The organism is Streptomyces sp. NPDC058872 (assembly GCF_042743065.1).
Lineage (GTDB): Bacteria > Actinomycetota > Actinomycetes > Streptomycetales > Streptomycetaceae > Streptomyces.
The window spans coordinates 92618-107555 of sequence record NZ_JBHYMK010000003.1 but is presented as its reverse complement, the minus strand read 5'-3'; the positions used below and the strand labels follow the sequence as shown (position 1 = coordinate 107555).

12 protein-coding genes are annotated in these 14938 nt (G+C 72.7%); 4 read left to right on the top strand and 8 right to left on the bottom strand.

All coding sequences use genetic code 11. The features are described from left to right. Positions 1-86: 86 nt before the first annotated feature. Positions 87-302 carry an EF-hand domain-containing protein gene (locus ACFW22_RS02650; protein WP_384879912.1) on the bottom strand — a complete coding sequence of 72 codons (216 nt, stop codon included), beginning with the start codon at positions 300-302 and terminating at the stop codon, positions 87-89. A 74-nt stretch (positions 303-376) separates the two neighbouring features. Here ACFW22_RS02650 and ACFW22_RS02645 point away from each other — a divergent pair, with 74 nt between their 5' ends. Beyond that, positions 377-1015, top strand: a complete 639-nt coding sequence (locus ACFW22_RS02645) for a GNAT family N-acetyltransferase (protein WP_386397787.1) — start codon at positions 377-379, stop codon at positions 1013-1015. A gap of 3 nt (positions 1016-1018) precedes the next feature. On the opposite strand, the gene ACFW22_RS02640 is transcribed toward ACFW22_RS02645, so the two are convergent. The 6 genes from ACFW22_RS02640 to ACFW22_RS02615 all read right to left on the bottom strand — a co-directional run bounded on the left by ACFW22_RS02640 (position 1019) and on the right by ACFW22_RS02615 (position 7586). Continuing rightward, complete coding sequence (locus ACFW22_RS02640) at positions 1019-2200, bottom strand: YncE family protein (protein WP_386397784.1); 1182 nt, start codon at positions 2198-2200, stop codon at positions 1019-1021. Next, positions 2200-2994, bottom strand: a complete 795-nt coding sequence (locus ACFW22_RS02635; protein WP_386397781.1) for a polysaccharide deacetylase family protein — start codon at positions 2992-2994, stop codon at positions 2200-2202. Before ACFW22_RS02635 ends, ACFW22_RS02640 begins: the two co-directional genes overlap by 1 nt. Before the next feature lie 455 nt (positions 2995-3449). After that, positions 3450-3956: an ATP-binding protein gene (locus tag ACFW22_RS02630; protein ID WP_386397778.1), complete on the bottom strand. Its 507-nt coding sequence runs from the start codon at positions 3954-3956 to the stop codon at positions 3450-3452. A 112-nt stretch (positions 3957-4068) separates the two neighbouring features. Beyond that, the gene (locus ACFW22_RS02625; RefSeq protein WP_386397775.1) at positions 4069-4836 is read right to left on the bottom strand and encodes an enoyl-CoA hydratase/isomerase family protein; all 768 of its coding nucleotides are present in this window, start codon (positions 4834-4836) and stop codon (positions 4069-4071) included. 81 nt (positions 4837-4917) lie between these two features. Next, positions 4918-6177, bottom strand: a complete 1260-nt coding sequence (locus tag ACFW22_RS02620) for an Ig-like domain-containing protein (RefSeq protein WP_386397771.1) — start codon at positions 6175-6177, stop codon at positions 4918-4920. A 170-nt stretch (positions 6178-6347) separates the two neighbouring features. Beyond that, entirely contained in the window at positions 6348-7586 is a 1239-nt protein-coding gene (locus tag ACFW22_RS02615; RefSeq protein ID WP_386397768.1) for an Ig-like domain-containing protein, read from the bottom strand. Positions 7587-7751: 165 nt separating this feature from the next. Here ACFW22_RS02615 and glgX point away from each other — a divergent pair, with 165 nt between their 5' ends. Then, complete coding sequence (glgX, locus tag ACFW22_RS02610; RefSeq protein WP_386397765.1) at positions 7752-9953, top strand: glycogen debranching protein GlgX; 2202 nt, start codon at positions 7752-7754, stop codon at positions 9951-9953. 99 nt (positions 9954-10052) lie between these two features. On the opposite strand, the gene ACFW22_RS02605 is transcribed toward glgX, so the two are convergent. After that, positions 10053-10889 carry a hypothetical protein gene (locus ACFW22_RS02605; RefSeq protein WP_386397762.1) on the bottom strand — a complete coding sequence of 279 codons (837 nt, stop codon included), beginning with the start codon at positions 10887-10889 and terminating at the stop codon, positions 10053-10055. Between the two features lie 148 nt (positions 10890-11037). Between ACFW22_RS02605 and ACFW22_RS02600 the strand changes: the two genes are divergently transcribed. Further along, positions 11038-12819, top strand: coding sequence for an ABC transporter ATP-binding protein (locus ACFW22_RS02600; protein WP_386397760.1), 1782 nt, complete (start codon positions 11038-11040; stop codon positions 12817-12819). Continuing rightward, positions 12816-14843 (top strand): ABC transporter ATP-binding protein, encoded by a 2028-nt coding sequence (locus tag ACFW22_RS02595; RefSeq protein ID WP_386397757.1) that lies wholly within the window; start codon positions 12816-12818, stop codon positions 14841-14843. The genes ACFW22_RS02600 and ACFW22_RS02595 overlap by 4 nt, the downstream gene beginning before the upstream one ends. Positions 14844-14938 lie beyond the last annotated feature (95 nt).

Genomic DNA, 14938 nt, shown 5'->3' with positions numbered 1-14938 from the left:
GAGCGGGGTCCGTCGACGTCCGGACCCGAAGTCTCCCCGGACGCACTGGTCCCCGGCCCGGGCCGGCCCGGGGACCAGACCCCGTCTCAGGCCTTGTTGAGGTGGGACCAGAACTCGTCCCAGGACAGGACGCCGTCGCCGTTGTCGTCGCGCTGCTTGATGAGCGCCTCGGCAACCGTCTCGGTGACGTTGAAGTCGCCCAGCTGCGCCATGACGTGCTTGAACTCGGCGGCGGTGATGAAGCCGTCGCCGTTCACGTCGAACCTGTTGAATGCCGTGCGAGCCGACTCGATGTCCGCCACTGCTTCCGCCCCTTCTCGGTGCTTGTCTGACGGGGGCCAGAGTAACCGGCCCGGCCCTGACCGATCATGGGGGCATGAGCGATGCGTTGGCAGGGGTCCTGGAGGCGGCGGCGGGCGGGGAGTTCCCGCCCGCGGACGGTTCGGTCACGGTGGTGCCGCAGCCGAGCCGACGGGACGCGGGCGTGCTCGCCTTCACCGCCCACTCGGTGGTCTTCGCGGACCTCGACCCGGAGTGGATACGGGCCGAACTGGCCGCCACGCCGAGCGAACCGCTCGCGGCCAGCATGCACCCGCGCTTCCTGGCCGCCCTGTTGGGCCGGACCGGCCGGCGGATGGACACGATCGACCTGCTCACGGTCGCCGACGCGCTGCCCGGCCCTCCCCCGTTGGCGCTGCGCGAGATCGACGATCCGGCGCATCCCCGGGTGGCGCGGGCGCTGGCGTTCCGGGACGAGGTCCGGGTGTGGGCGGCCGACGGCGGGGTGCTCGTGCTGGGCAGGGGCGTCGCAGGCCGTTGGGAGGCGGCGATCGAGGTGGACGAGGGGGTGCGCCACCGGGGGCTGGGCCGGGCCCTCGCCACCGCCGCCCGTCATCTGACCCCGGACGGGGTGGTCTGGGCCCAGCAGGCCCCCGGCAACGCCCGCAGCGTCCGGGTGTTCCAGGCCGCCGGCTACCGCCCGGTGGCCTCGGAGGCCCTGCTGGTCGCGGACTGAGCCTCAGCGGAAGATGCCGGTGTGGCCGAGGGAGTAGCGGCCCGGCTGGGGATAGACGGCGAGGCCGTGGGGGCCGCTGCCGACCGGAATGCGGGCGAGCTGCTTTCCGGTGGTCGTGTCGATCGCGTAGACCTCGGAGTCGTAGCGGCCGGACAGCCACAGGACCTTGCCGTCGGCGGAGACGCCGCCCATGTCGGGGGAACCGCCGTCCGGGAGCCACCACTTCTTGGTGAGCTTGTCCTGGGCGAAGTCGAAGACGGAGATCGAGCCCTCGCCCCGGTTGGGGACGTACATCTCGCGGGAGTCACGGCTGATGTAGAGGCCGTGGGCGCCCTTGCCGGTGGGGAGCAGGGTCGGGGTGGTGAACTTCTCGCCGTCGAGCACCCACATGCCGTGGGCCATCATGTCGGCGACGTAGAAGGTCTTGCCGTCCGGGGAGATCTTCACGTCCTGCGGCATGGCGCCCTCGAGGGGCAGCTTCTGCTGGCCGATCACCTCCATCTTCTCGGTGTCGACCTTGAGCAGTTCGCCGGAGAACTCGCAGGAGACGACGAAGTAGCGGCCGTCCGCCGAGAAGTCCGCGTGGTTGACGCCGTAGCAGCTGACGGGAACGGTCTTCTTGCGTTCCATGGTGTGCGGGTCGCGGAAGACCAGTTCGCGGTCGAGCGAGGCCATCACGACGGCGTACTTGCCGTTGGGCGTGAAGTAGAGGTTGTACGGGTCGTGGACCTCGACCGGCTTGCCGGCGATGCCGGTGGCCGGGTCGATGGGGGTCAGCGTGTGGCCGCGGTTGTTGTTGACCCAGAGGGTCTTCATGTCCCAGGAGGGGACGACGTGTTGGGGCTGGATGCCGACCGGGATGGTCTCGATCACCTGGTAGGTGGTGGGGTCGATGACCGAGACGGTGTTGGAGTTGGTGTTGGGGACGTAGACCCGGGAGGGGAAGTCCTTGACCACCGGGGAGAGCCGGTTGGGCCGGTCGGCGGCGTAGAGGTCGTTCGGGTCGAGCGGAGGCGGCATGCCGGGGAGGCCGGCGGGGGCCGCGGCCGGTCGGGGGACGGCCGGGGCCTCGGCCTTCTTGACGGGCGTCGCGCCGCCGCCGGGGTCCGCGGTGCCGCAGCCGGCGAGGGTGGCGAGGAGGGCGGCGGCGAGGAGGGTCCTGGTGCGTTTCGTGAGGTGTGGCATCAGCTGAACAGCTCCGTGGTGGTGACCGCGCTCAGGCCGCGACGGTCGAGGTCGGCGAGGAGGAGGGGCAGCGCGGCGGCGGTGTCGGGGTAGCCGAAGTGCAGGCTGACGACGGAGCCGGCGCGGACCGGCCCGGTCGTGTTGCGGACGACCGCCGCGGGGCCGGGCGAGGTGAAGTCGAGGGAGTCGACGTCGTACGAGAGGACGTGCGGGTATCCGGCCCGCCGGGCGGCACGCAGGACGGCGGGTGCGGCGTGTTGCGCGCGGGAGGGCCTGAACCAGGTGCCGGGGGAACCGGTGAGCCGGCGCAGCCGGGTGGCACAGGCCTCGATCTCGGCGAGGGCCTCGGCTTCGGTCATGGCGTTGACGTCGATGTGGCGCTGGGTGTGGTTGCCGAGTTCATGGCCGCCGTCGAGGATGCGGCGGGCCATCCCGGGGTGCGCGTCGAGCCAGCTGCCGACGGCGAGGACGGTGATCCGGGCGCCGGCCCGCTCGGCCCGGGCGAGGAGTCCGGTGGCGAGGGCGGGGTCGCCCTGGCCGTGGAAGGTGAGGGCGACCCGGGGTCGGTCACGGGGGCCGTGGGTGATCTCGTCCGGTTGCCCGGGGAAGCGGCGGGGAGCGGGGGCGGGGCCCCTCGCGGCGGGGTCCGGCGCGGCGGGGCTCCGGGGGGCGTCGGCGGGGGCCCGGGCGGCGGGGGTGGGACGCGGCTCCGTGCCGCAGGCGGTGGAGAGGGCTCCCACCAGGGCGGCAGCCGCGCCCGCCCGGAGGGCTCCTCGGCGGTCGGTCGGCTTCACCCGACCATTCAAAGGGGCGCGATGCCCGATTTATTACGATTAGGCCAATTCAGGACGTTTGCAATTAGATGAGAGGAGTCCAACATGCGGACGACCCCGAGAACCAGCCGGCAAACCGCATAGACATTCACTGTTTACAAGGTGAGTGCTACACGTCACCAACGATTCATTGTTAGCCTGTCCGCTTTTGCACCATCTTGACCCACTAGGAACTTTTGGCAGGAAGGCCCCCTGTCTGCCATAGTCGGGAACACGACCTTCCATTGACCCGGGCCAGGTCGACAGAGCTGCCGTGGATACACCCCCCCGTCCACGGCGCATCACACGGAAGCCCCCACGCGCCCCACCACGGCGCACGGGGGCTTCGGTGCGTGCGGGACCGGCCGCCCCCTCGCCCTCCGGGCCGGCACCCCGGGCCTCGGGACCTCCGGGGGACACCTCGTGCGGACCCGTCTTCAGGACCGGTCCGCGACCCTCATCTCGAACCAGGTCGTCTTGCCGCGCGGCGCCAGGTCCACGCCCCACCGGTCGGCGAGCTTGTCGACCAGGAAGAGGCCCCGGCCGCTCACGTCGAGCTCGCGCACGGGCATCAGGCACGGCAGTCCGCGCGAGGGGTCACGCACCTCGATCCGGATCCACCCGCGCCGCCGCTGTAACCGCAGGGCGAAGACCCGGGCACCGGTGTGCCGGACGGCGTTCCCGACCAGCTCCGAGACCAGGAGCACGACGTGCTCCGTGATCTGCGGGCCCAGCGCCCACTGCCGCAGCACCACGTGCTGGGCGAGCCTGCGGGCCACCCAGGCGGACTCCGGGCGGGACGGCAAGCGGACGTCCTCCTCGGCCGGATTGCCGTACAACTCCACTGCTTCGGCGGCCTGTTCGTCCTCAAGGGTCGGAACCCACCGCGCTGGGGCGGCGCTCGCGCGCTGCCTCGGTTGTTCCCTACCCTCCAGGCCCGCCATGCCCCCCATCATGGCCGCACGGAGTGGTCCGCGGGGGCCGTTCCGGTGGAATCGACCCCCGACGGGATCAGGAAGCGGGACCCCGGGCGGCATCCGGGGCCCCGCTCCCCCGTCAGACGAACTTCGCCTTGCCCGGGCCCTCCTCGACGAAGCTGCGCATCCCGCGCTCGCGGTCCTCGGTCGCGAAGAGTCCGGCGAACCAGTTCCGCTCGATCGCGAGGCCGGTGTCGATGTCGGCCTCCAGCCCCTGGTCGATCGCCTCCTTCGCGGCCCTCAGGGCGACCGCGGGCCCCTGGGCCAGCTTGGCCGCCCAGGCGTGCGCCTGCTCGTACACCTCGGCGGCCGGCACCACCCGGTCGACCAGACCGAGCGTGAGGGCCTCCTCCGCCTTGACCATCCGGCCGGTGAAGATGAGGTCCTTGGCCTTGGAGGGGCCGACGAGCCGGGAGAGGCGCTGGGTGCCGCCCGCACCGGGGATCAGGCCGAGCAGGATCTCCGGCTGGCCCAGCTTGGCGTTGTCGGCGGCGATCCGGTAGTCGGCGCAGAGCGCGAGCTCACAGCCGCCGCCGAGCGCGTACCCGGTGATCGCGGCGACGACCGGCTTGGGGATGCGGGCGACGGCGGTGAAGGAGTCCTGGAGGGCACGCGAGCGCTTGACCATGGCCACGTGGTCCATGACCTGCATCTCCTTGATGTCCGCGCCGGCCGCGAACACCTTCTCGCCGCCGTAGAGGACCACGGCCCGCACGTCGTCGCGGTCGGTCGCCTCCTGGGCCAGCTCGCGCAGCCGGTCCTGGGTGGCGACGTCCAGGGCGTTCATCGGGGGGCGGTCGAGGCGGATCGTGCCGACGCCTTCGGCGACTTCGAGGTTCACAGTCATGGGAGGAAGGTTAGTGGCCGTTAACGGGGACGGGCCCGGTGCTGTTGCTCACAGCACCGGGCCCGTCTCCGTCGCACGCGTCTACGCGATCCACTCCGACCAGTCCATGTTCCAGCCGTTGAGGCCGTTGTCCGGCTTGATCTGCTTGTCCTTGGAGTTCTTCACGATCACCACGTCGCCGATGATCGAGTGGTCGTAGAACCAGGCGGCCGGCATCGAGCCGTCGCCGGCGCCGCGGGCGTCCTGGAGGCCGACGCAGCCGTGGCTCACGTTGGAGGAACCGAAGGTGGAGGCGGGCGCCCAGTAGTTGCCGTGGACGAAGGTGCCCGAGGTGGACAGGCGCATCGCGTGCGGCACGTCCTTGATGTCGTACTCGCCGCCGAAGCCGACCGTGGCCCCGTTCATGCGGGTCACCTTGTACTTCTCGCTGATGACCATCTGACCGTTGTACGTGGTCGTGGACGGCGCGCCCGCGGTGATCGGCAGCGTCTTGATGACCGTGCCGTCCCGCTCGACCTTCATCGTCTTGGCGCTCGCGTCGACGGTGGAGACCTGGCGGCGGCCGATGGTGAAGCTGACCGTCTTCTTCTGCTTGCCGTAGACGCCGGGACGGCCCTCGACGCCGTCCAGGTTGAGGTGGACCGTCACCTTGGTGCCGGCCGCCCAGTAGTCCTCGGGCCGGAAGTCGAGGCGGTCGTTGCCGAACCAGTGGCCCTGGATCTCGACGTCCGGGACCGCCGTCACCTTGATGGCCTTCTCCACGGCCTCGGGGTTGGTGATGCCCCGGGTGAAGTTGATGGAGACCGGCATGCCGACGCCGACGGTGGAGCCGTCCTCGGGCGTGTAGTGGCCGATGAAGGTGTTCTGCGGGACGAGGGTGGTGAAGGTGATGTCCTTCGCCGACTCACGGCCCGCGGAGTCCGTGGCGATCGCGTGGACCTTGTACTGGGTGGCCGCGGCCAGGTGCGCGTTCGGCGTCCAGCTGGAGCCGTCGGCCGCGATCCGGCCCTCGACCTCGGTGCCCTGGGAGTCGGCGACGGTGACCGTGGTCAGCTTGCCCTGCTCCGCGCTGACCTTGAGGGCCCCGCTGGTGGGGACCGCGTCGGCGCCGTCCTTCGGAAGGATCGTCACGACCGCCTGGGAAGCCGCGTTCCCCTGGTCGCCGCCCTGGGCGGCCGGGGTCTGGCCGCCGGCACCGCCCGCGGTGGTCCCCCCTCCGCCGCACGCGGTGAGCACCAGGAGCAGGGCCCCCGCCGCCAGGGCCTGCAGCCTGACGCCCCCACGTCGGCCGCGTCGCCCCGTCGCCCCTACCGATGCCCCCGATATCGGCTGCCGGTTCACTGTGCTCGTCTCCCCTCGCACGGCCTGGCTCCGCCACGGCCCCACCCCCGTGTGCATCCACTCGCGCACACAGCGCTAGATAATCACACCGCAGGACACGAAAGTTCCTCGTAAATGTCACCGTTCAGTCCCAGTGGACCCGGTGGGGGCGGTGTAGGGGGCGGACGGGGTCAGCGCAGGGCGGAGCCGGCCTTCCAGCGGTCCCACTCCAGGTTCCAGCCGCCGAGGCCGTTGTCGGGGGCGACCTCCTTGTCCCGGGAGTTGACCACCTCCACCACGTCGCCGATGAGCGTCCGGTCGAAGAACCAGCCGGCCGGCGAATCGGCGCTGCCGCCCTTCTCGTCCCGCAGCCCGACGCAGCCGTGGCTGACGTTGGCGGAGCCGAACGTGGCGGCGTCGGCCCAGTAGTTGCCGTGCAGGAAGGTCCCCGAATCGGTGAGGCGCATCGCGTGCGGCACGTCCTTGATGTCGTACTCGCCGCCGAAGCCGACCGTGGCCCCGTTCATGCGGGTCACGTCGTAGAGCTCGGTGACGACCATCTTCCCGTTGTACGTGGTGGTCTTCGGCGCGCCCGCGGTGACCGGCAGGGTGGCGAGGACCCCGCCGTTCCTGCGGACCTCCATGGTGTGCGCGGCGGCGTCGACCACGGAGACCTGGGAGCGGCCGACGGTGAACCCCACGGTCTTGCGCTGGATGCCGTACACGCCGGGCGCGCCCTCGACGTCCCGCAGGGCGAGCTCGACGGTGACCCGGGTGCCCGGCCGCCAGTACGCGGCGGGGCGGAAGTCGAGCCGCTCCTTGCCGAACCAGTGGCCGACGACCTCGACCGGCGGGTCCGAGGTCACGCGGATGGCCCGCTCGACCGCGGCGCGGTCCTCGATCGGCATGTTGAAGCCGAAGGAGACGATCATGCCGGTGCCGACCGTGGAGCGGTTCTCCGGCTTGAAGTAGCCGATGAAGCGGGACTCGGGGACCACCGTGGTGAAGGTGGTGTGCCGGGCGGAACGACGCCCGTGGGCGTCGAGCGCGACCGCGTCCACGCTGTACTTGGCGGCCAGGGCGAGCCGGCCCCCGGGCCGGGGCCGCCAGCGCAGGCCGTCCGGCGAGACCTCCCCGGGGACCTCGGTCCGCCGGCCGTCCTCCACCCGGGCGACGCTCACCCGTTCGAGCCGCCCGCTGTCCACCTTCACCTCGACCGGCCCCCCGGCCGGAACCGCCCGGCTGCCGTCCTCGGGGCTGATCCGGATGACGTCCCCCGGGGCCCGCGCCTTGCCCGGCAGGACGATGCCGACGCCTCCCCCGCCGTCCGCTCCGGTGCAGCCCGCGAGTCCCGCAGACAGCCCGGCCAGTCCCGCCACCAGTCCCGCCACCGCCAGGGCGCGCTGCGCCCGCTTCCGTACGCATGTCACGCCCGGCCCAACGACGGCCACCCTCCAGGGGAAACGTGCGTGCGGGTCATGTTGGGAGCACGGCCGTGCGGGCAGAACAGGAGGGAGAACCATCCGCGGGAACGACGGCCGGGACGCCGCCGCTGCCCCGGGTGCGGGCCCGACGAGCCGCGGGAGGCCGGGACGGTGTCGAGTGCAGCCGAGCAGGAGGCGGTAGCGGAGCCTGCCCCGGAGCGGGCCCGGCTCCCCGTGTGGCCGGGGGCGCCGACGCCGCTCGGCGCCCGCTGCCGGGTCGGCCCCGGCGGCGTCGCGGGCACCAACTTCGCCCTGTGGGCGGGCGGTGCGGAGGCGGTGGAGCTGTGCCTCTTCGACGCCGGGGGAACGGAGACCCGGCTGCCGCTGACCGAACTGACCCACGAGATCTGGCACGGATTCGTGCCGGGCGTCGGACCGGGACAGCGGTACGGCTACCGGGTGCACGGCCGCTGGGACCCGTGGACCGGTGCCCGCTGGAACCCGGCCAAGCTGCTCCTGGACCCCTACGCGCGGGCCGTCGACGGCGACTTCTCGCTGCCGCCCCAGGTGTACGGCCACGTCCGGGACTGGCCGCAGCAGCACGTCGCCGACACCGTCCGCGACGACCGCGACTCCGCCCCGCACGTGCCGAAGGGCGTCGTCGTCCAGGACGACGACGACTGGTCCGACGACCGCAGGCCCAAGACGCCCTGGCCGGACTCGGTCATCTACGAACTGCACGTCAAGGGCTTCACCCGGCGGCACCCCGACATCCCGGAACACCTCCGCGGCACCTACGCGGGGCTCGCCCACCCGGCGGCGGTCGACCACCTCGTACGGCTCGGGGTGACGGCGGTCGAACTGCTCCCGGTGCACCAGTTCGCGCACGAGGACCACCTGCTGCGCCGGGGCCTGCGCAACTACTGGGGCTACAACTCGCTCGGCTACTTCGCCCCGCACGCCGGCTACTCCTCCTCCGGTACGACCGGCCAGCAGGTCGGCGAGTTCAAGCGGATGGTGCGGGCGCTGCACGCGGCCGGGATCGAGGTGATCCTCGACGTCGTCTACAACCACACCGCGGAGGCCGGCGAACTGGGACCGACCCTGTCCCTCAAGGGCATCGACAACCGCGGCTACTACCGGCTCCAGTCCGACGCCCGCCGCTACGCCGACTACACGGGCTGCGGCAACACCCTGCACGTCGTGCAGCCGCAGGTGCTGCGGCTCATCACCGACAGCCTGCGCTACTGGGTGACCGAAATGGGGGTGGACGGCTTCCGCTTCGACCTGGCGGCGGCCCTCGCCCGCTCCTTCCACGACGTCGACATGCTCTCCCCCTTCCTCGCCGTCATCGCGCAGGACCCGGTGCTGAGGCGGGTGAAGCTCATCGCCGAACCGTGGGACGTGGGCAACGGCGGCTACCAGGTCGGCGCCTTCCCTCCCCTGTGGACCGAGTGGAACGACCGCTACCGGGACGCCGTGCGGGACTTCTGGCGCGGGGCGCTGCCCGACGTGCGGGACCTCGGCTACCGGCTCTCCGGCTCCAGCGACCTCTACGCCTGGGGCGGGCGCCGGCCGTACGCCTCCGTCAACTTCGTCACCGCCCACGACGGCTTCACCCTCCGCGACCTCGTCACCTACGAACGCAAGCACAACGAGGCCAACGGCGAGGGCAACCGGGACGGCACCCACGACAACCGCTCCTGGAACTGCGGCACCGAGGGCGAGACCGACGACCCCGAGGTCAACGCCCTCCGCCTGCGCCAGCAGCGCAACCTGCTCACCACCCTGCTGCTCTCCACCGGGGTGCCGATGCTCGTCGCCGGCGACGAGATGGGCCGCACCCAGGGCGGCAACAACAACGCCTACTGCCAGGACAACGAGCTCGGCTGGCTCGACTGGTCCCTCCCCGACGACCCCGGCCGCGCCCAGCTCCTCGCCCTCACCCGCCGGCTGCTCGCCCTGCGCCACCGCCACCCGGTGCTGCGCCGCCGGGCCTTCTTCTCCGGCCGGCCGCAGGGCGCGGACGGGCTGCGGGACCTGGCCTGGTTCACCGCCGACGGCACCGAGATGACCGAGCCCGACTGGTACGCCCCCACGGCCACCCTCGGCCTCTACCTGTCGGGCCGGGACATCCCGGGCCGGGACGCGCGGGGCGAGCAGATCACCGACGACAGCTTCCTCGCCGTCCTGCACGCCGGCCCCCACCCCCTCGACTTCCGGCTGCCGGGCCCGCCCTGGGCGGAGACGTACGAACTCCTGGTGGACACCGGCCGCGAGGAGCAGGACCGGGCACCGGGCACCGAACACCCGGGCGGCGGGACGATCACGGTGGGCGGACGCTCGACGGTCCTGCTGCGCGTCCGGAGCTGACCGGGGTCCGGGGAACGGTCACCGGGATCCGGGGAACGGTCACCGTGGCGCGGGAACGGGCGGGGGTCCCGGGGACGGCCGCCGTGCCGCCGTCGGGGCTCAGGACCGGACGGCCAGTTCCGACTCCAGCCTGGCCAGGTGGCGGGCCTCGGCCTCCTTGCGCGCGGAGGCGAAGCGGCGGTCGACGAGGAGGACCGGGGCCAGCCACAGGTAGCCCCACGGGCTGAAGGAGTCGACGACCCCCGTCTGCCGGAGCAGCTGGTTGGTGACCAGGGCCAGCACCATGGCGACCACCCAGGCCGCCGGACGGTGTCGCCCGACGAACCGCACCGGCGCGTTCCAGGGGCCCGCGAGCGCCTCGACCGTCGCGGCGTGCACGGCCGCCCCGCGATCGGTGGGAGCGGCGGCCTCGGCCGCACGGGCGGCGCCGAGGGCCCCTTCGGCGCCGTTGCCGGCGAGGGACTCGCTGAGGTCGCGGGCCTGTTCCTGCGTCTGCTGGACGGCGAGCCGCTGGTGCACGACGCCCATCCGCAGCTCGTCCCAGTAGCCGCGGCGGGCCCAGCGCTCGGCCTCGGCGAGCCGCTCGGCCTCGGCCGTCCCGGGGCCGAGCTCCTTCAGCCGGCGGGACAGGGCAGCGGCCCGGCCGGCGCGCCCCGGATGGTCGAACCCATCTGCGCGCAGGCACAGTTCGGCGTACCCGGCGAGGAGCCCGAGGTGGTCGCCGTCCAGGGCGAGGCCGGCGCGGAAGGCCCGCTCGGCACTGTCGTCGTGGTCGTCCTCGTCCTCGGCGACGTGGCCGAGCGCGAGCCAGCAGTAGAGGTCGGGATGGGGTCCGAGCCGGTCGAGGCCCTCCTGGGCGGCCCGCCGGACGGCAGCCGCGCCGCCGGCGAGAAAGAGTTGCTCGCAACGGTCGCCATAGGCGTCGATCGTGGTCACTCGGTGTCCTCCTCGTCCATGCCCCCTGTGGGACCGCGCAAGTCTGTGACGTGCGGCTTCGCCGGGGCAAGGCCGTTCGGTGGCGCGGGTCAAGTCGGCCGGAAAACCGGATGAGACGTGTCAGTGGTGAACCGTATGGTCGGACCTGATGCCCGAGAAACCTGATCCCCCGAGGACCGCCGACCGCTCCGCGGTCCGCGTCCTGCTCCGCCTCTGGCCGTACGTGCGGCCCGTGCGGGCCCGACTGTTCACCGCCGCGGTCGTCGCGATCGTCGCCTCCTGCCTGTCGCTCGTCATCCCCCTCGTGTTGAAGTGGATGGTGGACGGGCCCGTCGCCGACCGGGACCCCGGGGGCGTCTGGCTGGGGGCCCTGTACCTGCTGCTCCTCGGAATCACCGAGGCCGTCCTGTTCGGCTTCCGCCGCTGGCTGGTGGCACGGCCGTTGTCGGCCGTGGAGGCCCGGATGCGCTCCGAGCTGTACTCCCGGCTGCAACGCCTCCCGATCGCCTTCCACGACCGCTGGGCCTCGGGACAGCTGCTCTCCCGCGGGACGACGGACCTGATGATGGTGCGGATGTTCCTGGCGTTCCCGCTGACGTTCCTGCTGGTCAACGCCGTCACCATCCTCGCCGGCTATGTCCTCCTGCTGGCCCAGGACTGGTCCCTCGGCCTGGTCCTCCTCACCCCGGTCGTCCCCCTCGTGATCGTCTGCTCGCTCTTCGAGCGCCGGTACGGGGTGGTGGCCCGCACGGCCCAGGACCAGGTGGGCGACCTGACCACGGTCGTCGAGGAGAGCGTCCTCGGCATCCGGATCGTGAAGGGCTTCGGCCGGCACCGCAGCCAGGCCAGGGCCTTCCGCGAGCTCGCCGGACGGCTCCGCGGCACGGAACTCGTCAAGGCACGGCTGCTCGCCACCATCTGGGGGGTCATCACCGTCGTACCGGAACTGGCCATCGGCGCGGCCCTCGTCCTCGGCACCGTGCAGGTCGCGGACGGCCAACTGTCGGCGGGCACCCTCGTCGCGTTCCTGTCGACGGCCCTGGCCCTGCGCTGGCCGGTGGAGTCCATCGGCTTCCTGCTCGCGATGAGCCAGGAGGCGGCGACGGCCACGGAGCGGTACTTCGAGGTGATGGACGCCGAGGAGGAGACCCGCACCGCGGCCGGCACCACCGCCGCCGCGGACGCCCCGGACGGCGTGCGCTTCGAGAAGGTGACGTTCCGCTACCCGGACGCCCCGGAGGACGCGCCGCCCGTCCTGGACGGCATCGACCTCCACATCCGACCCGGCGAGACCCTCGCCCTCGTCGGCGGCACCGGTTCCGGCAAGACCACCCTCACCGCCCTCGTACCGCGCCTGCACGAGGCGACGGGCGGACGCATCCTGCTGGACGGCGAGGACACCTCCCTGATGGAACGGGACCGGCTCCGCTCCCTCGTCTCCATGGCCTTCGAGGAACCGACCCTCTTCTCCGCGAGCATCGGCGAGAACGTCCTGATGGGCGCCGCCGACGCCGGGGAGCAGGGGCTGCGGCGCGCCCTGGGCGTCGCCCAGGCGGACGGCTTCGTCGACCGCCTCCCGGAGGGCACCGCCACCCAGGTCGGCGAGCAGGGCCTGAGCCTGTCCGGCGGCCAGCGGCAGCGGCTCGCCCTGGCCCGCGCGGTCGTCGGCAAGCCCCGGTTCCTGGTCCTGGACGACCCGCTCTCCGCGCTCGACGTCCACACGGAGGCACGGGTGGAGGCCGCCCTGCGGGAGGTGCTGCGGGAGACGACCGCCCTGGTCGTGGCCCACCGCCCGTCGACGGTGATGCTGGCCGACCGGGTGGCCCTGTTGTCGGGGGGCCGGATCACGGCCGTGGGCACCCACCAGGAACTGCTGCGGAGCAGCGAGGAGTACGCCTGGCTGATGTCGGGCGAGGGGGAGCAGCGATGACGGGGACCACACCGACGCCGACGCCGGAACCGACGCCCACGCCCGCGTCCTCGGGGGCCGGCGCGGCCGGTCCCGTGACCGATGCGGCGAACGGCCCCGCGACCGGTGCCGTGAACGGTCCCGTGAGCGGCGGCGCAACCGATGCGGCGGCCGATCCGGCAACCGGTCCGACGGCCGGTGCCGTAACCGGTCCGGCAGCCGGCCCCGTGACCGATGCGACGGCCGATCCCGTGACCGATCCGTTCGACCGGGACGACCTGCCCGCGCCGCCCGGCGCGACGGGGGCCCTGCTGCGGTCGCTGCTCGCCGCGCACCGCACCAGGGTCGTCCTCGCGACCCTGGTCCTCCTCCTCAAGGAGGCGGCGGTCCAAGCGGGCCCGCTGCTCGTCGCGTACGCCATCGACCGCGGCGTCCCCGCCTTCCGCGCCGGGGACCACGGGCCGGTCGTGGCGGTGGCCCTCGGCTACCTGCTGTGCGCCGCGCTGTCGGGCCTGCTCCAGTACGCCTTCGTCCGGGGCGCCGCCCGGATCAACCAGGACGTGCTGCTGGACCTGCGCGGCCGGATCTTCCGACACGCGCAACTGCTGAGCGTCGACTTCCACGAGCGCTACACCTCGGGCCGGCTCATCTCCCGGTCGACCACGGACGTCGAATCGCTGCGCGAACTGCTCGCGGAGGGCCTCCAGGAACTCATCGGGGTGGTCCTCTCCTTCGTCTCGATCTCCCTGGTGCTGCTCTGGCTGGACCTGGGGATCGGTGCGGTGGCGGTCGCCTCCTTCCTCCCCCTCTCCCTGCTGGTGCGCCGCTACCGGCGGCGGGCGGGCGCGGTCTACGCGGAACGCTCCACCGCCATCGCGGGCGTGATCGTGAAGTTCGCGGAGACGATGAACGGCATCCGCCCGGTCCGGGCGTTCCGCCGCGAGCGCTCCAACGACGCCGAGTTCGCGCTCCTCAACCACCGGCACGAGCGCAGCAACGGCGACGCCCTCCTCGAAATGGCCCGCTACGTGGTCGGCTCCCGCCTGGTGGCGAACACGGCGGTGGCCGGGATGTGCCTGTGGGGCGCGTACCGGGTCGCGGACGGCACCCTCGCACTCGGCGTGCTGGCCGCGGCGGTGCTCTACATGCGCCGGCTGTACGACCCGATCGACCGCCTCGCCATGTTCCTCAACTCGTACGAGTCGGCGGCGGCCTCCCTCGCCAAGATCGCGGGTCTGCTCGCCCAGGAGCCGGGCGTTCCCGAGGCGAAGGAGCCCCGGGAACTCCCCCGGCGGTCGAGCGCCCCGGGCCGCGAGGTCGTCTTCGACGGGGTGCGGTTCGCCTACCGGACGGGGGGCGAGGTCCTGCCCCGCTTCGACCTGACGATCCCGGCGGGCCAGACGGTGGCCGTGGTCGGCGCCACCGGCGCGGGCAAGTCGACGCTGGCGAAGCTGCTGGCCCGCTTCTACGACCCGACCGACGGCCGGGTCCTGCTCGACGGCGTCGACCTGCGCGAACTGGCGACCCCGGAGCTGCGGCGCGGCGTCGTCATGGTCACCCAGGAGGCCTTCCTCTTCTCCGGGACGGTCGCCGAGAACATCGCGATCGGCCGCCCGGACGCCACCCGCGAGGAGGTCGAGGAGGCCGCGAGGGCCATCGGGGCCCACGCGTTCATCAGCAGCCTCCCGGACGGCTACGACACGGACGTGCGCAAGCGCGGCGGCCGGATCTCGGCCGGCCAGCGCCAACTGGTCGCCTTCGCCCGCGCCCTGCTCGCCGACCCGGCGGTCCTGATCCTGGACGAGGCGACCAGCTCGCTGGACGTCCCGGGCGAACGGGCCGTGCAGCGGGCGATGGACACGGTGCTGGCCGGCCGCACGGCGGTGGTCATCGCCCACCGCCTCTCCACGGTCGAGGTCGCCGACCGGGTCCTGGTGATGGAGTCGGGCCGGATCGTCGAGGACGGCCGCCCGTCCGCCCTGGTGACGGGCGAGGGCCACTACGCGGGCCTCCACCGGGCCTGGCGGGACAGCCTGGTGGGCTGAGGACGCCCCGGGGCGGCGGGGTGGAGGGACACGGATCGTGCCCCTCCGCCCCTCCTCCTCCCGGCGATCACACCGGGACGGGGAAGTGCGCCCGG